Source organism: Bacteroides ndongoniae, from assembly GCF_900108345.1.
GTDB classification, from domain to species: Bacteria; Bacteroidota; Bacteroidia; order Bacteroidales; family Bacteroidaceae; genus Bacteroides; species Bacteroides ndongoniae.
Genome location: NZ_FNVV01000012.1, coordinates 206,973 through 231,571, shown reverse-complemented (window position 1 = coordinate 231,571; position 24,599 = coordinate 206,973). Strand labels below are relative to the sequence as shown.

At 48.9% G+C, this 24,599-nt stretch carries 18 protein-coding genes; 10 read left to right on the top strand and 8 right to left on the bottom strand.

All coding sequences use genetic code 11. The features are described 5' to 3' along the window. Positions 1–84 precede the first annotated feature (84 nt). The gene (gene uxuA / locus BQ5591_RS01260; RefSeq protein ID WP_071148131.1) at positions 85–1,266 is read right to left on the bottom strand and encodes a mannonate dehydratase; all 1,182 of its coding nucleotides are present in this window, start codon (positions 1,264–1,266) and stop codon (positions 85–87) included. Between the two features lie 162 nt (positions 1,267–1,428). On the opposite strand from uxuA, the gene BQ5591_RS01255 reads away from it, so the two are divergent. Continuing rightward, positions 1,429–2,001 carry a DNA-3-methyladenine glycosylase I gene (locus BQ5591_RS01255; protein ID WP_005837491.1) on the top strand — a complete coding sequence of 191 codons (573 nt, stop codon included), beginning with the start codon at positions 1,429–1,431 and terminating at the stop codon, positions 1,999–2,001. Here the strand turns inward: BQ5591_RS01255 and BQ5591_RS01250 are convergent. From BQ5591_RS01250 to BQ5591_RS01240, 3 genes are all read right to left on the bottom strand, one after another. Then, complete coding sequence (locus tag BQ5591_RS01250) at positions 1,961–3,112, bottom strand: glycoside hydrolase family 43 protein (protein ID WP_061411572.1); 1,152 nt, start codon at positions 3,110–3,112, stop codon at positions 1,961–1,963. The two genes, BQ5591_RS01255 and BQ5591_RS01250, sit on opposite strands and share 41 nt — an antisense overlap. Positions 3,113–3,210: 98 nt before the next feature. Further along, positions 3,211–5,268 carry a RagB/SusD family nutrient uptake outer membrane protein gene (locus BQ5591_RS01245; RefSeq protein ID WP_005833256.1) on the bottom strand — a complete coding sequence of 686 codons (2,058 nt, stop codon included), beginning with the start codon at positions 5,266–5,268 and terminating at the stop codon, positions 3,211–3,213. A gap of 23 nt (positions 5,269–5,291) precedes the next feature. Continuing rightward, entirely contained in the window at positions 5,292–8,570 is a 3,279-nt protein-coding gene (locus BQ5591_RS01240) for a SusC/RagA family TonB-linked outer membrane protein (RefSeq protein ID WP_005833257.1), read from the bottom strand. Positions 8,571–8,854: 284 nt separating this feature from the next. Here BQ5591_RS01240 and BQ5591_RS01235 point away from each other — a divergent pair, with 284 nt between their 5' ends. The 7 genes from BQ5591_RS01235 (at position 8,855) to BQ5591_RS01205 (ending at position 17,031) form a co-directional block, all read left to right on the top strand. Further along, positions 8,855–10,141 carry an IS1380 family transposase gene (locus BQ5591_RS01235; protein ID WP_071147970.1) on the top strand — a complete coding sequence of 429 codons (1,287 nt, stop codon included), beginning with the start codon at positions 8,855–8,857 and terminating at the stop codon, positions 10,139–10,141. Beyond that, positions 10,138–11,436 carry a cell envelope integrity TolA family protein gene (locus BQ5591_RS01230; protein WP_071148130.1) on the top strand — a complete coding sequence of 433 codons (1,299 nt, stop codon included), beginning with the start codon at positions 10,138–10,140 and terminating at the stop codon, positions 11,434–11,436. The genes BQ5591_RS01235 and BQ5591_RS01230 overlap by 4 nt, the downstream gene beginning before the upstream one ends. 122 nt (positions 11,437–11,558) lie before the next feature. Continuing rightward, a complete protein-coding gene (locus BQ5591_RS01225) occupies positions 11,559–11,933 on the top strand; it encodes a DUF3244 domain-containing protein (RefSeq protein ID WP_071148129.1) in 375 nt (124 codons plus the stop codon). Positions 11,934–12,186: 253 nt separating this feature from the next. Further along, positions 12,187–13,023, top strand: coding sequence for a hypothetical protein (locus BQ5591_RS01220; protein ID WP_071148128.1), 837 nt, complete (start codon positions 12,187–12,189; stop codon positions 13,021–13,023). An 81-nt stretch (positions 13,024–13,104) separates the two neighbouring features. Next, positions 13,105–13,764 carry a hypothetical protein gene (locus BQ5591_RS01215; protein ID WP_071148127.1) on the top strand — a complete coding sequence of 220 codons (660 nt, stop codon included), beginning with the start codon at positions 13,105–13,107 and terminating at the stop codon, positions 13,762–13,764. 146 nt (positions 13,765–13,910) lie between these two features. Further along, positions 13,911–15,461 (top strand): ATP-binding protein, encoded by a 1,551-nt coding sequence (locus BQ5591_RS01210; protein ID WP_071148126.1) that lies wholly within the window; start codon positions 13,911–13,913, stop codon positions 15,459–15,461. Positions 15,462–15,480: 19 nt separating this feature from the next. Continuing rightward, complete coding sequence (locus BQ5591_RS01205) at positions 15,481–17,031, top strand: ATP-binding protein (RefSeq protein WP_071148125.1); 1,551 nt, start codon at positions 15,481–15,483, stop codon at positions 17,029–17,031. A 149-nt stretch (positions 17,032–17,180) separates the two neighbouring features. Here BQ5591_RS01205 and BQ5591_RS01200 read toward each other — a convergent pair whose 3' ends face one another. Both BQ5591_RS01200 and BQ5591_RS01195 read right to left on the bottom strand, forming a co-directional pair. After that, on the bottom strand, positions 17,181–17,930 hold the full coding sequence (locus tag BQ5591_RS01200; protein WP_071148124.1) for a glycosyltransferase family 2 protein: 750 nt from the start codon (positions 17,928–17,930) through the stop codon (positions 17,181–17,183). After that, a complete protein-coding gene (locus tag BQ5591_RS01195; RefSeq protein ID WP_071148123.1) occupies positions 17,923–19,188 on the bottom strand; it encodes a glycosyltransferase family 4 protein in 1,266 nt (421 codons plus the stop codon). The genes BQ5591_RS01200 and BQ5591_RS01195 overlap by 8 nt, the downstream gene beginning before the upstream one ends. 334 nt (positions 19,189–19,522) lie before the next feature. Between BQ5591_RS01195 and wecC the strand changes: the two genes are divergently transcribed. Together wecC and wecB are read left to right on the top strand one after the other, a co-directional pair. Further along, a complete protein-coding gene (wecC, locus tag BQ5591_RS01190; RefSeq protein ID WP_071148122.1) occupies positions 19,523–20,725 on the top strand; it encodes a UDP-N-acetyl-D-mannosamine dehydrogenase in 1,203 nt (400 codons plus the stop codon). A 19-nt stretch (positions 20,726–20,744) separates the two neighbouring features. Then, a complete protein-coding gene (gene wecB, locus BQ5591_RS01185; RefSeq protein WP_071148121.1) occupies positions 20,745–21,884 on the top strand; it encodes a non-hydrolyzing UDP-N-acetylglucosamine 2-epimerase in 1,140 nt (379 codons plus the stop codon). 307 nt (positions 21,885–22,191) lie between these two features. Here wecB and BQ5591_RS01180 read toward each other — a convergent pair whose 3' ends face one another. Next, entirely contained in the window at positions 22,192–23,430 is a 1,239-nt protein-coding gene (locus BQ5591_RS01180) for a glycosyltransferase family 4 protein (RefSeq protein WP_071148120.1), read from the bottom strand. Between the two features lie 34 nt (positions 23,431–23,464). Then, entirely contained in the window at positions 23,465–24,586 is a 1,122-nt protein-coding gene (locus BQ5591_RS01175) for a glycosyltransferase (protein ID WP_071148119.1), read from the bottom strand. Between the last annotated feature and the right edge of the window lie 13 nt (positions 24,587–24,599).

Below are 24,599 nucleotides of genomic sequence, written 5' to 3'. Positions count from 1 at the left end.
GACACGGATTACATGAAAAATCATGGATAATAAATGAAGAATATCCATGATTTTTCGCGTAATCCATGCCTAACTTAAAATCAATCAAACAGATTTTCCGTACAATTCATCGTCTACCACAGCCAGCATTCCCTCCACTTGAGCCAATGCCAGCATACGGCCATGAAAAGAATAACCTGCATTGTACCCTTTATCCTCGTCGCCCAACATCATGCGACCGTGGTCCACACGCATCGGCAATCCCGGATTTTCTTTCTCAAAGATACGAATCAAATCAATGAGGTGTCCCCTTCCCTCCAGATGGGAACTTTCGATAAAGTTTCCACCCGGTATTGCCTTCGTACTGCGCAAATGCACAAAGTGGGTACACCTGGCAAACTTCCTTGCCAGTTCACGGGTATCATTCTGTTCACCCGCACTCAATGAACCGGCGCAAAAAGTCAGGCCATTATGGGGATTGTCCACTGCACTCAGTATCCAGGCAATATCTGCCTCGTCTGTCACAATGCGCGGCAACCCCAATACCTGAAAAGGAGGGTCATCGGGGTGTACACACATATTCACCCCATATTCCTCGCATACCGGCATGATGGCAGACAAGAAATAACGCATATTCTCGCGCAGAGCCTCCCGGTCTATCCCTTTGTATAGCGCCAGCAAACGTTTGAACAGGGTTACCGGCTCCTTGTCACCTTCCTTGATGTTGCCATTTACGAATCCTTGTGTCTTTACGATAATCGTATCTACCAGCTCTGCCTTTTCAAACTCCGTAATCACCTTATCCAGTTCTGCCACCTTGTCCAGCTCTTCCGGAGAATAATCGGCTTCCGCATTCTCCCGTTCCAATATCTTCAGGTCGAAGTAGGCAAAACGGATTCTGTCGAAATAAAGGGAAGAAGTCCCGTCTTCCCAGGGATGTTGCAAGTCCGTACGAATCCAGTCAATCACCGGCATGAAGTTGTAGCATACCGTCCGGATGCCTGCCTTGCCAAGATTGGCAAGGCTTATCTTATAGTTCTCTATCAATCGGTCACGCTCACTCCCCGCATATTTGACAGCCTCGCACACCGGCAGACTTTCTACTACAGACCAGCGCAATCCGAAGGATTCAATATAATCCCTCAAATCTTCAATGGCTTCCAACGTCCATATTTCACCGTTGGGAACTTCATGCAAGGCAGTGACAACGCCTTCCACTCCTATCTGTTGCAACATGGCAAGGGTTATCTTGTCTTTCTTGCCAAACCATCTCCAAGTCTTTTCCATTCTTTATTATTAATTTTCTTGTTTTTCAGGCGTTCAAACGACCCGTTACCTTTTTGCAAAAGTAAGAAAGAATATGAGAACTGTCCATTCTGAATGGATAGATTTGTTTGTTCGCAATGAAAACAATATCTTAGCACTTCATTACATATATTAATTACGCTTATGCAAGACATAACAAACGGACGTTGCGGCTGGTGCGGAACCGACGAGCTGTATATGAAATACCACGATGAAGAGTGGGGAAAAACGGTAACAGACGACAAGACACTATTCGAGTTTCTTGTATTGGAAAGTGCCCAGGCGGGACTGAGCTGGATAACCATCCTCAAAAAGCGGGAAGGCTACCGCAAAGCCTTTTGCAATTTCGATGCCACGCAAGTGGCGCAAATGACCGACGAAGACGTGGAACGGCTGATGCACTTTGACGGCATCGTGAAAAACCGTCTGAAAATCAAGTCGACCATCACCAATGCAAAGCTGTTTCTTGCCATACAGAAAGAATTCGGCAGCTTTTACAACTATACGCTATCCTTCTTCCCCAACCGGAACCCCATTATCAATCATTTTCAGTCATTGAGTGAGATTCCGGTATCATCTCCCGAATCAGATGCCATGAGCAAAGACATGAAAAAACGGGGATTCAAGTTCTTCGGCTCTACCATTTGCTATGCCCATCTGCAAGCTTCGGGGTTTATCAACGACCATCTGACGGATTGCATTTGCCGGAAAGGGTAAGATAAGGCATCCCCTCTTCATCAAACCGGACCGGAATCCAGAGATATCCCGAATACATTAGGCTCTTGGGCCGCCAAATATCGGCCATGAAAAGGTAGCGGTTGCCGGGAAGCTGCAAAATGTAAGTGCTTTGACCGCCGAAAGTCCGCTCACTTCCCTCGCCCTGGCAGGGATTGGGATGCTGTTTCCACGGTCCCCAGATGGAAGGAGCCGAGAACAGACGCGCCGCATTGGGCGCCCAGCCGGTACAACCGGAAGTTATCATCCAGTAAGTGCCGTCTTTCTTGAAGATAGCCGGTGCCTCATTGTGTCCCCCCGGAAAGAGACGGACATATTTTCCGGAATGTCCTTGATAGTCATCTGTCAGTTCGGCTATTTGCAAGGTCAGATTCTCTTCCGAAGAGTAGATATGATAAGCTATCCCATCATCGTCAACATACAATGTCATGTCACGGGACATCTGTCCGCCCTCCAAGTCACGCTTCACGAACAACCCCTTATTTACAGCCTCTCTCCACTCGGGTGTCCACCATTCTTCAAACTGTTCCATATTCCACTGTATGTCCCGTTCTTCCTCCGTCATATTCAGCGGAAATATTCCAGGGCAAACACGACTCGAAGAAACAAAACAATAAGGTCCCGTCGGAGAATCACTGACAGCCACTCCCGCACGGGCAGCCTCATAGCCTTTACCCTTCAGCTCCAAATGAAACCACATGACAAATTTCTTCGTCCTTTTGTTGTAAATCACCTTGGGACGTTCCATAATACAGCCTTTCTCTATTTCATTGCCCGCTTCTTCCGATACAGACAAGGCCACCCCCTCGTATCTCCAGTTACATAAATCGGTAGAAGAGTAGCAAGTTACTCCCACTTCCGTAGAGAATCCCTTTGCCGGACGGTGTTCACCGAACCAATAATATTTACTGTCAAATAACAGTATACCACCACCGTGTGCATTAATATACTCCCCGTTTACATCGTTCCACACTCCGGCCGGAACCATTTCGTCCTTTCCCTTTAAGGTGAAATCATTTTGTGCCTGTAGGCCGGTGATTGACGCTACGATAACCAACCATGCCCCTAAAAACTTGAAATTAAAATTAGTCATACTCTGTCTTGTTTCTATTTATAAAGAAGGGAGCAGGACGCCTTCTCACCGGAAAGTGTATCCTACCCCCTAAATCAAATACCTATTGAAAAATGCCTTTATTTCTCAGCCGGCTGGTCAGCTACCACCGGCCAATAAGGATTCTGGTAAAGAATGGAAGTCGATACATCCGCTCCCGAAGTGGCTGTCAACTGGAATTGCTTGATCATGATAGGATTCAAATAGTGTGCCATTTTCCAAGTACAGCCGTTATAGGCAGACTGGTTGCTGCTTCTCTCGAACGGACGGAGATACTCACTCTTGTCTTTCGATGAGACATTAGCCTTGTCTGTCCCGTCAGCAACCAAAATGGATTTTCCATTATCATCCAGATACCAGTCCTCCATCGGAGTATTCCACAAATGCATACCTTCCAGATGGCTGGGAGCAGTCATCAGTTGGTCCATAGAACGCCAACGGCACAAGTCCATGTAGCGAAGACCTTCAGCCAGGAACTCGCAACGACGTTCACGACGGATATTATACAGAGTCTTGTCAGAGATGACACTTCCACCCGTATAGGCTCCCCAATCATTTTCAGCCTCCTTGCTCATGTCCGTTGCAGCGATAGTCTTGTCAAAATCAGTACTGATGCCGGCACGTTGACGAAGTACAGTCCAATATTCACGAGCCGTAGCATCCAGCGTTCCATTGAGCAGATAACTTGCTTCCATATAATTCAGCAGAGCCTCAGCCGCACGGAAACATACAGCTGCCGTATAACCACCGCCATTGGCATAATACTTACGGTTGAATGAACCACCCTTGCGCAATGCATAGCCGGTAGCATAGCCACGCTCACCGTCACCACTCGTAATGGCCGGATAGGGCTCTTCCATCACAACTTCCGTACCTTCATTATTATCAACTTCAAAAAGGATGTTCTTCTGTCCCGGTTCTTTCAGGAAGATACTGAGACGCGGGTCACGGTTTACACGTACATCAGCAACCGTCTTGTCGCCCATATAATAGCCGTCACCATCCGCATAAGAACCGTGAGCATAAACCGGAGTACCATCCTTCATCAGGAAATTCTGTACGAATCCACGGGTCAGACCGATACGGTAATTACCACGTCCGGCAGCGGCATTGATGTTATGAGTAGAGAGTCCGCGGGCATACTGGCGCCACAACAGTACTTCCTTCACATCCGAAAGGTCTTCTTGTGCAAACATATCAAAGTAAGGATTTGACGGGTCATCAGCTGATTGTTGCAACACACCGGTATTCTCCGTCAAACTCCCTTTGTATTTATCTGCTACAAGTTTGGAAGCCTCTACGGCCTGTTCCAAGAAGTACTTCACTTCATTATCAATGTTTCCGCTCGGATACTGATAATTGTTGTGAAGAGATGCCCCCGGCCAGCCTTCTCCACCAGGTACGAATGCCGTACCCTTGAAATTCTGCAACCAAGTAGCCTCGAACAGTGCCACACGTGACTTAACCAGCATCGCAACATCCTTATTGATACGGGTCGTCGCCATATCGACATCACTCATATAGGCATAAGCCTTGTCAAGATCGGAAATGATGAAACGTGCCACTTCATTACGCGGAAAACGTTTGCTGGCTTCACGGAGAGCTTCCATCTCATCGGCAAGCGGTTGGTTGATAATCGGGAAGTCGCCGAACAACTGGAGCTTCTTAAAGTACTCGTAAGCACGCAGGAAGTACATTTCTCCGATATAGTGCTTGATGGTGGCTACACTCCCGGAAATTGTATTTTGTGAACCGCTCATGTCCTCACCGAATTTGGGAAGTGCTTCAGACAAAAAGAAATTAATACGATAGATGCGTTCGAACTTCCAATTGTCACTTTCGCTATGAGGTACTTTCCAGCGATCCTGGGTATAGCGGTCATTGGCATTCACCTCTATCTGGTTATCGGTTCCTTTGTCTTCACCGAAGATGCCATAAGTCCACTGGCCGAATGACGGAAGGACATTGGGATATTCATCATTCAGATTGGCTTCCAACTGGGCCGCAGTGGAGTAATAGGTTTCGGGAGAAATGCTTGACATCGGCTCTCTGTCCAGAAAATCATCGCAGGAAGTCGTTCCGGCAATCACTGCCATTGCCATGAACGCTTTTACAATATATCTATAATTCGATTTCATAATATTCTTCATTATTTATGGGATTAAAGTGATACGCTAAGTCCAAAAGACCAAGTTCTTGAAAGCGGGTATGCATTACCGGCACTCTTGATAGGTGCAGAAGCATTGCTGTCCGTGTTACCACCGCTGATGGTTTCGGGATCGAACAACTTGCTCAGTTTGGTTCCCGTCCACAGATTCTCGCCCGATACGAAGATGCGGCAGTTGGTGATACCGATTTTGCGAATCATGGAAGCAGGCAATGTGTAGCCAAGCTGGAAGTTCTTCAAACGGATATAAGACGCATCCTGCAGATAGCGGGTTTGGGTTTCCTGGTTCTGGGTACTGTCAAATCTCGGACGCGCATAGTATGAATTGACATTGGCGGCAATCTCATGACCGGCCAGCCCGACGGGTTCATCACGGAAGTAATCTTCGTGTTCCTTCAAACCGGTTGACCACCACATACCCCATTGGCCAACGCCCCAGAAGATATTGGAACCCTGCCAGTAGTCACGCTTCATCACTCCCTGGAAGAAGAGGCGAACATCAAATCCCTTGTAATTGGCATTCAAGTCAAGACCGAAATGATAACGGGGAGTATTGTTGCCTATCACCTTCAAGTCACCGTGGTCCTCCAAAGTCTGTGCACCTTTGGTGATGCCCGGTTTGCCATCCTGGTCGGCATACATGATGTCACCGGCAGTCCAAACGCCGGAACCGATGGCACTTTGTCCGCCCACTTTATTCAGATGCGCCTGCATCTCATCATCTGTCTTGGCAATTCCCACGGTTTCAAAGCCCCAGATTTCACCAATCTCGCGGCCTGCGATATAAGTATTGATTGAGTTTGTCGGGTTACCCGGGTATCTGTCTATATAAGTACGTGCATCAGAAACATTGAACTTAATGCCATAGCCCATACCGAAGTTGGTGCGGTCCTGCCATCCGATGGTAAGTTCCCAACCCTTCGTCTTCAAGTCACAGTTATTGGTCTTGGGAGTCGCAATACCCAATGTAGCGGGCAACTCTACAGACGGACCTACCATATTGTCCGTATAACGGATATAAGCATCGAATGACCCGGTCAGACGGTTGTTGAACAGCCCCCAGTCAAGACCGATATTCCAGGTACGCACTTTCTCCCAAGTCAAGGCTGTACTGATAAGGTCGCCTACATAAGCAGTGTTTGGTTTCAGTCCATTCTGCAGCCAGCTTCCGTTTGCCTGCTTCAATGTCATGGCACGATAAGTAGGATACCAGCCGTTTGTATTCATATTCCCCAGTTCACCATAAGAGAAACGGAACTTCAACTGATTGCAAACATCCGCAAAATCTTCCCAGAAGTTTTCCTGGGCAATGTTCCAACCCAAAGAGAAGGAGGGAGACAACTGCCAACGATTGCCACGGCGGAAGCGGGAGGTACCATCATAGCGCAAATTGGCCTCTGCCAGATAACGACCTTTATAATCATAGTTCAAGCGGCCAAAGAAACCCGCTGTGGCCCACTCATTACGATAGCCACCCACCTCGGGCACCTTATCCTTACCGGCGCCGTCAATATTCGAAATCAAGTCCAGTTCCGGAAGGTCTTCCACCTGCAAACCATATCCTTTGGCACTAAAAAACTTCTGGCGCATTTCTTCGGACTGAAAACCACCCATTACCTTAAAATTATGATCATCATTGATAGCAAGAGAATAAGTGGAGTAAATATTCCAGTTCATGTAGCTCTCTTTCTTGTAGTCTTGATAGAGACTTGAGGTTCCTTGCGTATCCACAATATTTCCACTCACATCGTGGTTATAGTAAGGAAGTCCGGTTTCACGTGTATCTATAGAATTGGTACTATAGTTGAACTCAACATTGGTAATCCAATTCTTCACGGGTTCGAATACCAAGCTTGCTTGATGATAAACCTTATCTGTCTGCACATCGCGCTCACCACCCAATGCAAGTGACATCGCCGGCGTATCGGCATTACCATTAAAATAATAGCCGTTTTCATCATAAACCGGAAGATTAGGCCAAGTCTGACGGCCGATTCTCTCATACAAACCGCCACCAAAATTGGTAGGACGGCCAAGGTCTTGACGGACATAACGCAAGCTGTAATTGAACTTCAACCATTTGGTCAGCTCGGCACCAAATTTGGCAGTAGCATTATAGCGCTTCAAGTCATCGGAACCATGACGGAGCAAACCATTCTGATCCAGATAGCCCAATGAAGCATAATAATTGAACTTGTCACCACCACCGCTTACACTGAAATTATGTTCTTGCGAGAAGGAAGAGCCCTTGTAGATTTCGGAAAACCAGTCAGTATTGGCATACGCCGTAGTAAACGGGTCGCCTGCCGGTTTACCCCATACATTGCCATCAGTAGGCAAACCGCCACGATTAGTACCTCCCGCAGCCTGGAAGTCAAGCATCTGCTGCATCACTGTATCAGAGAACTGGGCATTGTCCTGACCGTTGCGTGCAGCCTCATTGAAGTAGTTGGCAAAGGTATAGGAGTCCATCATCTCCGGCAGATTCACCGGACTGTTGAAGCGGAAGCTGTTGTTGTAGTTGATAGTCGGCTTGCCCGATTTGCCTTTCTTGGTAGTCACCAAGATAACACCGAACGGTGCACGCGACCCATAAATAGAGGAAGCGGCAGCATCCTTCAATACAGAAATATTCTCGATGTCCTGCGGATTCACCGTATTGATGTCACCTTCCATACCGTCAATCAAAATCAGCGGACTTCCGCTTGAGCCGTCACCGATGGTACCGTTGCCACGGATATTGATGGACATATTCTTGTCCAGTTCACCGGTATTGGTCGTAATCTGCAAGCCCGGTACCAAGCCCTGCAATGCCTGCGTGGCATTCGCTACCGGACGTGCTTCAATTTCCTTCGCCGTAGCCAGCCCCACAGAACCTGTCAGGTTCACCTTCTTCTGCGTGCCGAAACCTACCACTACCACCTCGTCCAGCATTTCGCTGTCTTCTTTCAGAGTCACAGTAAAGGATGTTTTTCCAGCCACCGGCAGCTCTACCGTCTTATAACCGATAAAGCTGATTGTCAAAGTGGCATCCGAAGGGACTTTCAAAGAGAAATTACCGTCAATGTCGGTAATTGTTCCATTCGTCGCATTCCCTTTCTCCACTACACTGGCGCCAATCACCGGTCCCATCGCATCATTAACCACACCTTTTACATTGATTGTCGAACTCTGTGCGTTCAAGAACTGAACATTCAACAGAAGGGCCATACAAATGGCCAAAGTGACATACACTTTCAGCCCGAGTCCTTCAAAGAATCTCTGTCTTTTCATTGTATAAACTTTAAGATTAAACATTAATTGTTTCACTTTCACTCTTCATTTTAACCGTGAAAACAATGGCAAATGTAAGCGAATGCTGATAGGAAGACCTCCAATAATGCTTCTACGAGGTAGAATTTTAGTTATTCGACCTAATTGACCTAAATTCCGCAGCATTTTAGTTTAACTTATTTTATAAGTACCTGAGCAACAAAAAGTTGCTCAGGATTTTGCCATGTCAGATTTTTCACCTATCTTAGTGTTGCAAATCAAAATATGTATCAAACCCGACAGACATGGCAAAGGTAGCAATAAAATCTGAGAAACTCTCTCCTTTTGGAGGAATTTTTTCAATAATGGAGCAATTTGACTCCAATCTCTCATCTGTAATCGACTCAACCCTCGGTATGAGATGTAGGCTGTATGGTTATCAATACAGCGAAATCATCCGTTCGCTTATGAGCGTTTATTTCTGTGGCGGCTCATGCATAGAGGATGTCACCACTCATCTGATGTATCACCTCTCGCTTCATCCGACACTTCGCACATGCAGTGCCGACACGATTCTCAGAGCCATAAAGGAACTGACCCAGGATAACATTTCCTACACATCCGACACTGGCAAGACCTACGACTTAAACACGGCAGACATGCTGAATACACTGCTCCTCAATTGCCTATTGTCCACAGGGCAGCTGAAAGATGGCGAGGGGTATGACGTTGACTTCGACCACCAGTTCATAGAGGCTGAGAAGTTTGATGCGAAACCCACATACAAGAAGTTTCTCGGATACCGTCCTGGCGTGGCGGTTATTGGCGACTTGATTGTCGGCATTGAGAACAGCGACGGCAACACAAATGTCCGTTTCCACCAGAAGGACACGCTGAAGAGGTTCTTTGAAAGGTTTGAAAAGAACAAGCTTATGATCAACCGTTTCAGAGCTGATTGCGGCTCGTGTTCTGAAGAGATAGTGGAAGAGATTGCTAAACACTGCAAGACCTTCTATATCCGTGCCAACCGATGCAGTTCGCTCTACAATGACATCTTTGCCCTCAGAGGTTGGAAGAAAGTGGAATTGGGCGGCATTGAGTTTGAGCTGGCCTCCATTCTCATCGAGAAATGGAAAGGGAAGGCATACCGTCTTGTGATTCAAAGACAGAAGCGGATAGACGGCGAACTCGACCTGTGGGAAGGAGAATACACCTACCGCTGCATCCTTACAAATGACTACGAGTCTTCCGAGAAAGAGATTGTCGAATTCTATAACCTCCGTGGAGGGAAGGAACGCATCTTCGATGACATGAATAACGGATTCGGCTGGAACAGGCTTCCAAAATCCTTCATGGGAGAAAACACGGTGTTTCTTCTGCTTACGGCACTCATACGCAACTTCTATAAATTCATCATGGCGAGGCTTGACGTGAAGAGGTTCGGACTCAAAGCAACAAGCCGCATCAAGGCGTTTGTCTTCAAGTTCATCTCTGTGCCAGCCAAATGGGTCAGGACATCAAGGCAGTATGTGCTGAATATCTATTCATGCAACAACGCTTATGCTGATGTGTTCCAGAATGACTTTGGATGACACCGACAACTTATGGTCGTGATTTTGCGTATTGCCTCAAGTCGCATGGTGGGGTAAGGGGATTTAATGCGTCTTTGTGGCGATTTTTGCTGCGTTGCACCCTCTTTTGCCACAGTGTCGCTACCTTTTTGACCTCTGTGTCATCTTATGAGGGCGGTTGCGGATTTGAGGATTATAAAGAAGCAGATAGCTTAGCGATTAAACTAGGTAGTAATCTTCTTAGAATGAGGGTAAATGGAGAGTTTTCAGCATATTATACGCAGTTAGGCATGTATAAAGAGGCTTATAAATGTTTACAATGGGCTTTTCTGCAATTTAATTCGGATGATAGAGCTCCTGCTTATAGTACTGTTGCTCATTATTATTTAAACATCAATCAGTTAGACTCGGCCTTAATCTATTTTACTAAACTTTTGAAGATGGATGATTATCTTTATTTGCAATCAGCTTACAAAGGTTTAGGAGAAATTGCAACTAAGCGTGGTAATTATGCGGAAGCTTGTTCTTATTGGGCTTTGTATGAAATGTATAGAGACTCAGTACAAAGTATAACACAGACTGAAACTGTTCGCAAAATCAATGCACTCTACAATTATCAGTTACGGGAAGAGGAAAACAATCGGTTGCAAATGCAGAACAGGCAACAGAAAAATTATATTGTCTGGATTACAGCAAGCATGGTGGTGGTGGTTGCATTGTTTTTTGCCTATCGGCAGAATCGGAAACGAAAGGAAGAAGGCAGAATCAATCAATTGCAGAAATTAAAAGCCTTGGAAGAACAGAAGTATCGACAGAGTCAGGAGTTTATAGAAGAAAATAAAAAGCGGATAGCCGAACTGGAAAAAGAACTTCAGGCTTCGAAGATCGTGCAAAACCAGCCCCAACAAGAATTGCTCCATGCCCGGAAACAGTCTTTGGAGAAAGACAACGAACAGGTTGAGGCTTATAGAAGGTTGGAAGCGGAAGCTGTAAAAGCACTGGAAACTTCCGACATATTCCGCAAATGTCATGAAGTGGACGGTAATTTATCTGCAGAAGATTGGCAGACCTTAACAGCAGCCATTGACTCTACCTATTCACAATTTACCCATCGTTTGAAAGATTTGTATCCCGTAAGTGAGGTTGAATTGCAGGTTTGCTTATTACTTAAAATAGGAATCTCTTCTACCCGTATCGCCCAGCTTGTACTCCGCAGTAAGCAGGCTGTAACGTCCATTCGTAAACGCCTGTACAAGAAAGTGTTTAGTCAGGAAGGTACACCGGACGAGTGGGATAAATTTATCCGTAATTATTAAGTTTTTTGTGTTGTACGCAGGAGTACGCAGGCATTTGCGTACTCTTTGCGTACTAATTATTTAGGGAAAAATTAATTTGTAGACTTACATTTGCAACAAAAATCAAATAAACGAAAAATATAATGAGACGGTTAATAGTTGCAATTTGTTTATTAGTATTTCCTTTATATCCGGAATTATATGCAAAAAAAATTATTCATTTAAGACATGAATATAAGGTTGTGAAAGATGATTGGCAGCAAAGTGAGCGAATGCCGGTTTCTGCTCTTTTTGTTACTTATGAGAATAGTACAATCTTTATTGAGGCAGAGAAAAGTCTTGGTCTTTTTCAAATATCTGTTATAGATAAGGAAGGAAATGTCGCTTTTTTTACTGTAAATTCTTTAGGGAAAGATGTATTTTCTTTTTCAATAAAAGATATTCCGAAAGGAGAATATTGTATTGAATTATTATCTGATATAGATTATTATTATGGTTATTTCGAAATAGCACAATAATTAGTTTTATTCAAAATTCTACTTAAAAACAATTACTATGAACAAATTCCATTTGGCGATTTCGTTCATCATGTGCAGATCGCCTGTGCTGGGTATATAAATAGCCTCATTTTCATAATAAAATACGGAAATTAATTTATAGAATATTCTTTTTTAACAGCTTGAATGAGTCTCAAAAAAGAATTTCTATATAATATTTTACAGTCATAAGAGTTTAATAATATATTTTTTGAATGTTGTAAATAGTGATAAAATGAATACGAAAATTATTTTTGTTTTTATGTTAGTTTGTTCCATTTGTTTTTTCTCATGCTCTTCAGAAGAAACACAGGAAAATCAGCAAACTGTTGATATACAAACAGCTTATAAAGAATTGAATGAAAGTTTAGCTCGTTATAATACAAGTTTTATGCATGAAACTTGTATTGTTCAGACAAGGAAAGGAAAATTCTTGAAAAAATTGGCTAAGTTTTTGTGTGCTGATGCATCTGGTGCTTTAATTGGTGGCAGTGTTGGTGGTGGCGTTGGTGCTATATTTGGAGCTGTTCTTAATTCTGCTTTGGTCGGTCCAGCTATGGCGGCTGAAACTCGTGCGGTTCTATCTGTTGTAGATGTAAATTCTTTTGTTACTGTTTCAGATGGAGGAATTGGTTATTTGCACAATACTATTTTAAGCGAAATAGAAGCAGAGCACCCTGGAATTTATAATGAAAATGTGGACGCAAATTATTTGGCTAGTTTGATCGTTGAAAAGATGGAGAAATATGGTTACTATATTTCGACATCAGAACAAACAGTGTTAATCAATAAGGCTTTATCAATTGTTCCTAAAGTTGAATTTGAAACAATAGATCAGTTGACTTCGCATTATCAACAAGTATTACCGCAATTCTCTAATGAAATGAATGTTATTCAAGATTTTGTGGTTAATGTGGAAGATATTTCGGATGATATAGAATTAGTAAAGGCATATACAGAAGGTTATCAGAAAGTTGTTGCTGTATCAAATTTACCAGAACCTAAAAAATTAGAGTTAAAATCTAGTTTAGATGTTGCTGCTAATAGTGCAGTTTTATGGGAAGTTGATTAATTTATGAAATAAAAAAGTAGTTGTTCTGGTATATTTATTGAGAATGACTACTTTTGTTTTTAATACTATTAAATTTAATTTATGATGAAACGCTTCATTCTTTTATTCGTTCTGCTCTCAGCAGTCAGCTTTGCTTCTTTTGCACAGTCTTCTTCCGAAGGCAAGTTTACCTTGTCTGCCGAATTTGGTGCGGGGCATTTGTTAGGCAACTCCAACCTGTCGCCCTACGGTGTCAGCTATCGCGATGCTTACGATAAAGCTTTCAGCAGCAACGTCGAAGTTTTCTGGCTTTTGGACGAGCTGTGGCAGGTGGGCTTGAAGTACAACTTCTTCACTGCTTCCGAGAACTACGAGGTAGACGGTGTCGGCATGCTGGCCGAGAATGTGAACCTGAACTACATTGCGCCACAAGTGGGGCTGCGGCGGATGATTACCCCGCGGCTGTGCATGGAGTATACCATCGGAGCAGGTTATATGCACTACCGTGCCGAAGGTTTTGCCGATGACAAGGAACAACCGACTTATTCGACCGGCTTTCTGGGTGCTAACATGGACTTGGGCTTCAGCTACCGCCTGTATAAGGGATTTTACATGGGCGCGGGTGCTTCGTTGATCGGTGGAAACAGTTCGTCGCTGGATGTAGACGACGACGGAGTGGAAGGAACGGTCGATTTGAGCAAATGGAACAAGATACGGGTGTTGCGTGCCGACTTTCATCTGTCGTTCAAAGCAGTGTTCTGAAAGTTGACGTCTTAAGGTAGTGTGCTCGATAAACAGAAGGCTTACAGAGAAGATGGAAAAGAAGATTGCTTGTGCATGACATAAAAATCTTTATCTTTGTAACAGATATTATCTCTGGTTCATTGGTAAGTAAATCCTGATGCATTATGAAAAGAAACTATCCGGTAGGCATACAGAACTTTGAAAAGATACGTAGCGGAAACTACTGCTATATCGATAAAACAGAACTGATTTACAAATTGGTGAAATCAGGGCAGTATTATTTCCTAAGTCGTCCCCGTCGCTTCGGAAAGAGTCTGCTTATTTCGACCCTGGAAGCATACTTTCAGGGGAAAAAGGAACTTTTCGAAGGACTTGCCATGGAGACGTTGGAGACGGAATGGACCGAATATCCCATCTTGCACTTGGATTTGAACGCCCAGAAATATGATACACCGGAAAGTCTGTACAGCATTCTCAACGATGCTTTGTGTGCCTGGGAGGCGATGTACGAAACCCGTCCCAGTGAGACGACTCTGTCCTTACGCTTCCAAGGGGTGATACAGCGTGCGGCAGAGAAGTGGGGGCGCAACGTGGTCATCCTCATTGACGAATATGATAAACCCATGCTTCAGGCCATCGGCAACGAAGCGTTGCTGACCGACTACCGCAACACGCTGAAAGCCTTCTATGGCGTGATGAAGAGTTGCGACCGCTACATTAAGTTCGCTCTGTTGACCGGAGTAACCAAGTTCAGCAAGGTTAGCGTGTTCAGCGATCTGAACAACCTGAGAGATATCTCCATGTCCAACCATTTCGCCAATCTGTGCGGCATCACCGAAGAAGAACTGTACAGTAACTTCCAGGAAGACATCATTGAATTAGGTCGGCAGAACAAGCTGACTGAAGAGGAAACCAAGGCTGCACTGAAAGAAATGTACGATGGTTATCATTTCACCGACGAGAGCGAAGATATTTATAATCCCTTTAGCTTGCTCAATACATTTGCAGAAATGCGGTTCGGAAGCTACTGGTTCGAAACCGGTACACCCACTTTCTTGGTCGAACTGCTGAAGCACAGTCGTTACGACCTGCACCGCCTGACCGAAGAAATGGCTTCTGCCGACTCGTTGGGAGGCATTGATACGATGCACACCAATCCGGTACCCATCCTGTATCAAAGCGGTTACCTGACTATCAAGGGGTACGACCGTGAGTTCCAAGTTTATTATTTAGGATTCCCCAATAAAGAAGTAGAAGAAGGCTTTACCAAATTCCTGCTACCCCGTTATGCCCATTTGGAGACGGGCAACCCGTCGTTCGAGATTATGAGTTTCGTCAAGGACGTGCGTCAGGGCGATGCGGATGCTTTCCTCCGACGGCTTCAGAGTTTCTTTGCCGACAGCCCTTACGAACTGGCACGCGACCTGGAACTGCACTATCAGAATGTGCTTTTCATTGTGTTCAAACTGCTGGGTTTCTATACACAAGCCGAGTATCACACTTCCAGCGGACGCATCGATATGGTGGTAAAGACAGATAAGTACATTTATGTCATGGAGTTCAAGCTGGACGGTACCGCCGAAGAAGCACTACAACAGATTAACGACAAGCAGTATGCCCTGCCCTTTGCCTCCGACTCACGGAAACTGTTTAAGGTAGGCGTGAACTTCAGCAAGGAGATACGGGGGATAGAGGGATGGTTGATAGAAGATTAATATTTAATTCGAGTGCATTATGAAAAGAAACTATCCGGTAGGCATACAGAACTTTGAAGAAATCCGTAAGGGAAATTATCTCTACATTGACAAGACGGCTTTAATCTACAGACTTGTGGAAAGCGGTAAATACTATTTCCTGAGCCGCCCCCGTCGGTTCGGGAAGAGCCTGCTTATCTCTACCTTAGAGGCATATTTCCAGGGACGGAAGGATTTGTTTGAAGGACTTGCCATGGAAACGTTGGAGACGGAATGGACGGAATACCCCATCCTGCATCTCGATCTCAATACCAAGAAATACGAGAACCATTCTTCGCTTAATGAAATCCTGAATCAGCACCTCGAAAAATGGGAAGCTGTCTACGGTGACGAAAAAAAGGAACGTTCGCCCGAGGAGCGTTTTTCTTATATGATAGAAAAAATCAGTACGGTTACGGGGCACAACGTGGTCATCCTCATTGACGAATATGATAAGCCCATGCTTCAGGCCATCGGCAACGAAGCGTTGCTGACCGACTACCGCAACACGCTGAAAGCCTTCTACGGCGTGATGAAGAGCTGCGACCGTTACATCAAGTTCGCCCTACTGACCGGAGTAACCAAGTTCAGCAAGGTGAGCGTGTTCAGCGACCTGAACAACCTGATGGACATCTCCATGTCCAACCGTTTCGCCAATCTGTGCGGCATCACCGAAGAAGAACTGTACAGTAACTTTCAGGAAGACATCATTGAATTAGGTCGGCAGAACAAGCTGACTGAAGAGGAAACCAAGGCTGCACTGAAAGAAATGTACGATGGCTACCACTTCACCGAGGAGAGCGAAGATATTTATAATCCCTTTAGCTTGCTCAACACATTTGCAGAAATGCGGTTCGGAAGCTACTGGTTCGAAACCGGTACACCCACTTTCTTGGTCGAACTGCTGAAGCACAGTCGTTACGACCTGCACCGCCTGACCGAAGAAATGGCTTCTGTCGACTCGTTGGGAGGTATTGATACGATGCACACCAATCCGGTGCCCATCTTGTATCAAAGCGGTTACCTGACTATCAAGGGGTACGATCGCGAGTTTCAAGTATATTATTTAGGATTCCCCAATAAAGAAGTAGAAGAAGGCTTTACCAAATTCCTGCTACCCCGTTATGCCCATTTGGAGACGGGCAACCCGTCGTTCGAGATTATGAGTTTCGTCAAGGACGTGCGTCAGGGCGATGCGGATGCTTTCCTCCGACGGCTTCAGAGTTTCTTTGCCGACAGCCCTTACGAATTGGCGCGCGATCTGGAACTGCATTATCAGAATGTGCTTTTCATCGTCTTCAAGCTGCTGGGCTTCTATACGCAAGCCGAATATCACACAGCCAGCGGACGCATCGACATGGTGGTGAAGACAGACAAATACATTTATGTCATGGAGTTCAAGCTGGACGGTACCGCCGAAGAAGCGTTGCAACAGATTAACGACAAGCAGTATGCCCTGCCCTTTGCCTCCGACTCACGGAAACTGTTTAAGGTAGGCGTGAACTTCAGCAAGGAAACGCGAGGGATAGAGGGGTGGCTGATAGAAGATTAATATTTTATTTTCGATGCGGCTACCAATGTGAAATTCCCGAAGTGAAGGAAGAAAATACTGTAACTGCCAGATTACGCGGAGACTCACGGATATTTTCCGGCGTCTTTCCGTGTAATCCGTGCCTGAAAAATGATTAATATATCCTTTATTTACTTCTTTATCACTGCCCTCACCACGAACCAGGCATGATGAACCACGGTACTTAGCCAGCCGTAATGCTTCGTCATGATGCGGAAACGTTCGTGCAGCGAAGCCTTGTGGTTGCGGGTGGTCATGCCTTCCTCTAAATAATCGATCAGAGTGAGGTGCGTATTGTGCAAAACCTTTGACTTTTTCATGATGCGGATGCACCAGTCGAAGTCGGCCGAAAAGCGGTAGCTGAGGTCGTAGGGCTCGGTCAGCGTGCGCTTGGCGAAGAATGCCTGATGGCACACCAACATCCCATGTCGGAAGCTGCGCCACGTCAGATGTTCGGGCGCTTGAAGACGGCGCATGCGTACAAAGTGTCCTTCGGCATCGACCAGTTCCGTTTCGCCATAGAGTACGTCGGGCAGTTCGGTCAGTTCGCGCAGGGTGTGTACCATCTGTTGCAGGGTGTCGTCCTCGTGGAAGCTGTCGCCCGCGTTGAGGAAGCAGACGTAGTCGCCCGTGGCAAGGCGGAGGCCTTTGTTCATGGCGTCGTACAGTCCCTTGTCAGGTTCGCTTACGACGGTGGCGATGCGGTCGCGATAGCGGTTGATGATGGACAGGGTACGGTCCTTCGAGGCGCCGTCCACGATGATGTACTCCACGTGGTGGTAGGTCTGTGCAATGACGCTTTGGATGGTATCTTCGATGGTAGCCTGGGCGTTGTAGCAGACGGTAATGACGCTGAACTTCGGTGTGAGGTGATTATGCATTGCTTCCGGTGACTTTGTTGTAGAGATCGGTGAACTTCTTGGCGATGACCTGTTCCGAATAGTGTGTCACTACTTTCCGGTAGGCTTCTTCGGACAGGCTGTTGTAGCCCGGGTCGGTCAGGGTCCAGTAGATGCCGTTGGCTAAGTCTTCCGACGATTTGTACTGTGCCACGTAGCCGTTGTGCAGGTGGTCTATCATCTCCGGTATGCCGCCTACGTTGAAGCCTACGCAGGGGATGCCGCATGCCATGGCTTCCATGATGGTGTTGGGCAGATTGTCCTGCAACGAGGGAGTGACGTAGATGTCAACCGAATTGTAGATGTTGACCAACTGGTGCTCGTCGTGTACGAAGTCCAGCGGATAGACTTTGAAGGGCAACAGGTTCTCCAATTGCTTCGACTGGTTGCCGAAAGCCACGATGCCCAGTTCCTTTACCAGTTCGGGATGCTTTCCGGCCAGCAGTTTGCACGATTCAATCAGGTATTGCATGCCTTTGCGTGGGTCGGTGATTTTCACCGAGCCGAACAGTATCAGTTTGATGTCCTGCGGCAGCATGCACCGGCTTCGCGCTTCCTGCTTGCTGCGTGGCTTGAAGAGGTTGGTATTGATGGCGTTGGGGATGCTGATGATGTTCTGTCCCGTCAGCAACGCACTTTTCCGTGCCATGCCTTCGAGCCAGTGGCTGCATGCCACGAACGTGACGGGGTGGTTGCGGTAGAGCTCGCGTTTCTTGCGGAACACGCGGTTGGAAAGGTCTTTACGGCTTCCGCCGCCGTAGAGTTGGGGACAGTGGTGACACTCTTCTTCGTAGAGGCTGCAATCGCCGGCGTAGTGGCAGATGCCGGTTGCGGGCCACATGTCGTGCATGGTCCACACGATGGGCTTCCCCGAATCGAATATCTTTTTCAGGTTCTTCAGCGAGAGCATTCCCTGATTGATCCAATGCAGGTGGATGACGTCGGCCTGCTGGAATTCGGGCAGTGAGGTGATGTCCGTACCGGTGTTGGCAATGTCGATGGCGAACAGGTTGTGCTTCTTGAAGCGGTTGGCCTGCCAGATGCGGATGCGTTCCCACACGAATTTCCATACTAACCGCCAGCTGCGGTCGAGCGACACGACGGTGATCTGTTCGGTCTGCTTGTCGCGCACCAGCATTTTGGCCTTGATGCCGTTGTTCTTCAGGGCTTCCATCAGCCGGCTACAGGCTATGGCGGCACCACCGATACGTTCGGATGTATTGATCAATAGTACTCTCATCTTTTTGAATGGTCAATTGAAAAATAGAGAATAGACAATGAAATGCCCGTTATTTGCTGCAAAAGTAGTGGTTTTCGGCGAGAAACGGTGCAAAGTCACACATATTATTTGTACTTTTGCCCGTGTTATGACTCAACTTTGGCAAGCTTAAGTTGCAGTTGACGAGTTGACAAGTTGACGAGTTGAAAAGGCGTTGGCGACGGGTCGTTTCGAGCAGCACTCTGTCAGGCAGGGCATTCCAGCCTTGTAAACTTGTTGACTGAAGCCTTGTCAACGATTAAGTTGGGCACTTGCGAAACTTAAATTATGACAAAGAACTAAATATATATTCTGTATGAAGAAGGTTGTATTTGTAGGATTGGGGTACATCGGCCTGCCCACCGCGGCTGTAGCAGCCCATCATGGTTATCAGGTGGTGGGAGTAGATGTCAATCCCTCGGTAGTGGAAACCGTCAATCAGGGAAAAGTACATATCGTGGAGCCCGACCTGGAGCGGGTGGTGCGCGAAGCGGTGCAGAGCGGAAGCCTGCGTGCTGTCGCCAAACCCGAAGAGGCCGACGCCTTTTTCATCGTGGTTCCGACGCCCTTCAAGCAGAACCACCGTGCGGACATCACGTACGTAGAGGCGGCTACCCGTTCGGTCATCCCCTGCCTGAAGCCCGGCAACCTGTTTGTCATCGAATCGACTTCGCCCGTGTTCACCACCGAGCGGATGGCCGAACTTATCTTCAGCCAGCGTCCCGAACTGAAGGGACAGATCTTCATCGCTTACTGCCCCGAGCGTGTGTTGCCCGGCAATACCCTCTACGAATTGGTGCACAACGACCGTGTGATAGGCGGCATCGATGAGGCTTCGACCGACAAGGCCATCGAGTTCTACTCCGCCTTCGTGCAGGGCAAGCTGCACCGTACCAATGCCCGTACGGCCGAGATGTGCAAGCTGACGGAGAACTCCAGCCGCGATGCGCAGATAGCTTTTGCCAACGAGCTGTCCATCATCTGCGACCATGCCGGCATCAACGTGTGGGAGCTCATCGAACTGGCCAACAAGCATCCGCGTGTCAACATCCTGCAACCCGGTTGTGGCGTGGGCGGACACTGCATCGCCGTTGACCCGTGGTTCATCGTGTCGGACTATCCCGAGCAGGCACAGTTCATCAAGCGTGCCCGCGAAACCAACGATTACAAGGCCGACTGGTGTGCCAACAAGGTGCTGGAAGCCTGCCGTAAGTTTGTCGAAGAGCAGGGACGCGAGCCGGTAGTAGCCTGCATGGGCCTGGCTTTCAAGCCCAACATCGACGACCTGCGCGAGTCGCCCGCCAAGTATATTGCCTCGCGTGTGGTTTCGGAGAGCCGTGCCGACGTGCTGATTGTGGAGCCCAACATCGAAACCCATCCCAGCTTCCACCTGACCGGCTATGAGGAGGCTTACCGTCGGGCCGACATCGTGGCGTGGTTAGTGCGCCATACGCCCTTCCTCAGCATCCCTAAGGACAACTCGAAGATAGAGCTGGACTTCTGCGGGGTAAGAAAATGAAATAAAAACAGACCGACCCATGAAAAAGATACTGCTTGTTTTCGGTACCCGCCCCGAAGCCATCAAGATGGCACCGTTGGTGAAAGCCCTGCAAGGCGACCGTGAGGCTTTTGAAACCCGTGTTTGCGTCACTGCCCAGCACCGCCAGATGCTGGATCAGGTGCTCGAAGTGTTTGACATCGTGCCCGAGTACGACCTGAACATCATGGCGCCCAATCAGGACCTGTACGACATCACTTCACGTGTGCTGCTGGGCTTGCGCGACGTACTGAAGGACTTCCGTCCCGACGTGGTACTGGTTCACGGCGACACCACGACCTCTATGGCCGCTTCGCTGGCTGCCTTCTACATGCAGATACCCGTAGGACACGTGGAAGCAGGACTGCGCACGTACAACATGCTGTCGCCCTGGCCCGAGGAGATGAACCGTCAGGTGACCGACCGCATCACTTCGCTCTACTTTGCTCCTACCGATCAGTCGCGGCAGAACCTGCTGCGCGAGGGCGTGGCCGACGAAAAGATATTCGTTACCGGAAACACAGTTATCGACGCCCTGCTGATGGCAGTGGACATCATCGACCACAAGCCGGGCATGAAGGAAAAGGTACATGCCGAACTCCTGTCCAAGGGTTACGAGGTGGGCCGTCGTCCCTACATCCTTGTCACCGGACACCGTCGCGAGAACTTCGGCGAAGGCTTCCGGCACATCTGCCGTGCCATCCGCGAGATTGCCTGTCGTCATCCGGAGATGGACATTGTCTATCCCGTCCATCTGAATCCCAACGTGCAGAAGCCTGTCTATGAACTGCTGTCGGGCCTGGACAACGTACGCCTGATTGCCCCGCTGGACTATCTGCCTTTTGTTTACGCCATGCGTCACTCCACCCTGCTGCTGACCGACAGCGGTGGCGTGCAGGAAGAGGCTCCTTCGTTGGGCAAGCCGGTACTGGTGATGCGCGACACCACCGAGCGTCCCGAAGCCGTAGAGGCAGGAACGGTGAAGTTAGTGGGTACGGATGCCGATGCCATCGTGGCCAACGTGTCCGAACTGCTGACGGATGCGGATATGTATCGCCGCATGTCCGAGACTCACAATCCTTACGGCGACGGCCGTGCCTGCGAACGGATTGTAAAGGCGCTGACCGAGGCCGTACGCTGAGGCTTCCGGTTGGCTTTGGGCTGGGACGGCTGTGGCCGCCAGCCTGTTTTCTGATGCTATTTCCCTGGTGATATGGTTGCTGCACGTCCGCTGCACTGTCTGTGCACGCCCGCTGCAGAGTTACTGCACGCCCGCTGCAGAGTTACTGCACGCTCGTTGCAGAGCCACTGCACGCCCGTTGCAGTGTCACTGCACGCTTGTTGCAGTGTCACTGCACGCCTGTTTGCAGCGTCACTGCACACCTGTTTGCAGTGCGACTGCAACCTGTGTGCAGCACGAACGGCACCTGTATTCGGGCCGGCAGACGTCAGCGACGGAGGAAATCGGCGAAGGCTTTCAGGTAGCGTTCGCTGACGGTGTCGATGTTGATTTGCTCGCGGATGATGCGTTCCGACTCCTGTCCCATGCGGCGGCACTCCTGGGGCGAGGCCAGCAGTTGAAGAATCTTTTCGGTCAGACTGTCGGCATCGCCGTCGCGGAAGAAGAGGCCGTTCCGTCCGTCGGTCACCAGGTCGCGCTCGGTACTGTCGCACACGGAGCAGACCACGGGCAGGGCGTAGGTCATGGCGTCGTTGATGGACAGTCCGCCCATGCCGGCCAGCACATAGACGGTTGCCTCGTTCATGTAAGCTCCCAGTTCCTTCGGGTCGTAAACGGCGCCGATGAAGCGCACGCAGCCACGCCCGTCAACCCCGTTCTCTTCCTTGCTGCGGAGGGGCAAGCCTAAGGCAGTGGCTTGCTTCTTCAGGTTGTCCAGTTCGGGACCGTTGCCCACGATGACTAATTCGGCATCGGGATATTGGGTCAGCGTCCGGGCGAAGGCTTCGATGAGCAGGTCCACCCGTTTCCACTTCACCAACCGCCCGATGTGGAGCAGCCGCCTTTCCGACGGAGGCAACAGGGCAGGGGCAGCCAGCACGGCTGCCTTCTCGCGCCACAGGGCTTCGGTGTCTGTCGAGTTATAGGTGACATGAATCTGTTCGCGCTTCACGCCGTACGAAGGCAGGATGTCGTAGGCCGCCGTGGAGTAGTTGAGGGTACCTGCGACGCGGGCATAGCAGTACTTGCGGATGCGGGCCGTCAGCCACTGGCGCAGGTAGAAGGCTTTGCCCGTGCTGAGCAGGCGCATGCCTTCGTCGTACATGGGGTGTTGGCGGAAGTAATCGCGTATCTGTCCGTAGGGCGGTGTCTGGAAGGGAATCTCGCGAATCACCAACCGGGCGCCGCAACGCTTCAGGGCACGGCGCAGCGACGGCTGAAAGAAGACCTGCAGAAAGTAGGGCCAGCCCAGCACAACGATGTCGGGGCGTTCGTCGGCAATGATGTCGGGCAGGGCGGGGAATCCGCTTTTGCCGTAATACATCTTCTTTTCCTGTGTATTGAGGTGGCGGTAAGCACCCTCTTCCACCATCTTGACGCCTTTGCCGATGGTGGCATTTCCTTTCCGGGGGCTGACGACGGTGATGTCGGCTCCCTTGGCCTGGAGTTTCTCTAACATGGCGTTCAGGTAGTGGGGCATTCCGCCGAAGGTGAATAGTACTTTCATGATGGTTAATGATAAATGGTTAATGGTGAAGGGTTCAGGTATAGCTTTTCAGGATGGGGACCAGACGTTGCAGGCTGTGCTGTGCGGCGTAGGCGGCCGGTCCTTCGGGGCGGGGCACACCGTCGCGGCAGAGGCGGACGATGGCTTCGTGGCAGGCCCGGGTATCGTCTTCGGCAATGGCAATGCCTGTGCCGTAGTGTTCTACGCGCCGACCCATGCACTGTCCGCTGCTTACCACGATGGGACGGCCGAAAGCGGCGGCCTTGGTCAGCAGGTTGCTGCTGCCGCTGAAGTGGCGGTAGGCGGCAAAGACTACGTCGCTGGCAGCTATCAGGGCGTTGAAGCAGGCTTCGTCGGGAATGCGTTCCAGGGCAAACAGACAGTTGGCGTGGGCGGCTTCGAAGGCCTTGACCCGGCGGGTCTGCTCTTCGGTCAGCCACGACTTTCCTGCCATCAGGAAGAAGTATTCGTCCGCGGGCAGGGTGGGAATGACGCTCAGCAGCAGGTCGATACCCTTGCGGGTGCCGATGGAACCTGTCAACGAAACGATTTTCCGTCCGGCGGCCCGTTCGTGTAGCGTGTGCAGCAGGGGATAACTCTCGTCGGGTTGCGACAGGTCGGCAAAGTCGGGCAGGCAGTCGATGCGGGTTTGGAATCTCTTCAGACTGTCTGTGGAGAACTCGTTCAGCACACCTATTCCCCGGCAATGACGGCTGCGCAGGAAGGGACGGACGTCGGGCTGTCCCGGACGGTAGGCAGGCAGCATGGACTGTACCAGCAGTCCGCTCCACGGATAGGGCATCAGGCGGTCGAACAGGGCGAGAGGCCCCAGCGTGGGCAGCAGGTCGTCCAAGCAGGGAAAGTAAACTAAGTCGGGATGGAAATCGCCGATTTGTCTGTTGATGGCGGACAGGTTTTGCAGACGGATGCAGGCGTTGTGCAGCACCGTCAGTTTCTTGCGGATGGGTTGGCCGGCGGGCAGCGGACGCAGCGGACGGGTGTCGATGGGCACGAAGGTGGCTGCTTGTTCGGTACCCGATGCCCGTGGGGCGCACAGCAGGACATCGTGTCCCAGACTGGCCCAGGCAAGGGTAAATTCTTTATAGTAAGTCTCGCGGTGACCGGAGACGGAGCAATCGATGACGGCTATCTTCATTTCTTCTTTCTGT

Coding starts and splice junctions, on each gene's coding strand:
- uxuA (WP_071148131.1), bottom strand. CDS start 1,266: ATGGAAAAGACTTGGAGATGGTTTGGCAAGAAAGACAAGATAACCCTT.
- BQ5591_RS01255 (WP_005837491.1), top strand. CDS start 1,429: ATGCAAGACATAACAAACGGACGTTGCGGCTGGTGCGGAACCGACGAG.
- BQ5591_RS01250 (WP_061411572.1), bottom strand. CDS start 3,112: ATGACTAATTTTAATTTCAAGTTTTTAGGGGCATGGTTGGTTATCGTA.
- BQ5591_RS01245 (WP_005833256.1), bottom strand. CDS start 5,268: ATGAAATCGAATTATAGATATATTGTAAAAGCGTTCATGGCAATGGCA.
- BQ5591_RS01240 (WP_005833257.1), bottom strand. CDS start 8,570: ATGAAAAGACAGAGATTCTTTGAAGGACTCGGGCTGAAAGTGTATGTC.
- BQ5591_RS01235 (WP_071147970.1), top strand. CDS start 8,855: ATGGCAAAGGTAGCAATAAAATCTGAGAAACTCTCTCCTTTTGGAGGA.
- BQ5591_RS01230 (WP_071148130.1), top strand. CDS start 10,138: ATGACACCGACAACTTATGGTCGTGATTTTGCGTATTGCCTCAAGTCG.
- BQ5591_RS01225 (WP_071148129.1), top strand. CDS start 11,559: ATGAGACGGTTAATAGTTGCAATTTGTTTATTAGTATTTCCTTTATAT.
- BQ5591_RS01220 (WP_071148128.1), top strand. CDS start 12,187: ATGAATACGAAAATTATTTTTGTTTTTATGTTAGTTTGTTCCATTTGT.
- BQ5591_RS01215 (WP_071148127.1), top strand. CDS start 13,105: ATGATGAAACGCTTCATTCTTTTATTCGTTCTGCTCTCAGCAGTCAGC.
- BQ5591_RS01210 (WP_071148126.1), top strand. CDS start 13,911: ATGAAAAGAAACTATCCGGTAGGCATACAGAACTTTGAAAAGATACGT.
- BQ5591_RS01205 (WP_071148125.1), top strand. CDS start 15,481: ATGAAAAGAAACTATCCGGTAGGCATACAGAACTTTGAAGAAATCCGT.
- BQ5591_RS01200 (WP_071148124.1), bottom strand. CDS start 17,930: ATGCATAATCACCTCACACCGAAGTTCAGCGTCATTACCGTCTGCTAC.
- BQ5591_RS01195 (WP_071148123.1), bottom strand. CDS start 19,188: ATGAGAGTACTATTGATCAATACATCCGAACGTATCGGTGGTGCCGCC.
- wecC (WP_071148122.1), top strand. CDS start 19,523: ATGAAGAAGGTTGTATTTGTAGGATTGGGGTACATCGGCCTGCCCACC.
- wecB (WP_071148121.1), top strand. CDS start 20,745: ATGAAAAAGATACTGCTTGTTTTCGGTACCCGCCCCGAAGCCATCAAG.
- BQ5591_RS01180 (WP_071148120.1), bottom strand. CDS start 23,430: ATGAAAGTACTATTCACCTTCGGCGGAATGCCCCACTACCTGAACGCC.
- BQ5591_RS01175 (WP_071148119.1), bottom strand. CDS start 24,586: ATGAAGATAGCCGTCATCGATTGCTCCGTCTCCGGTCACCGCGAGACT.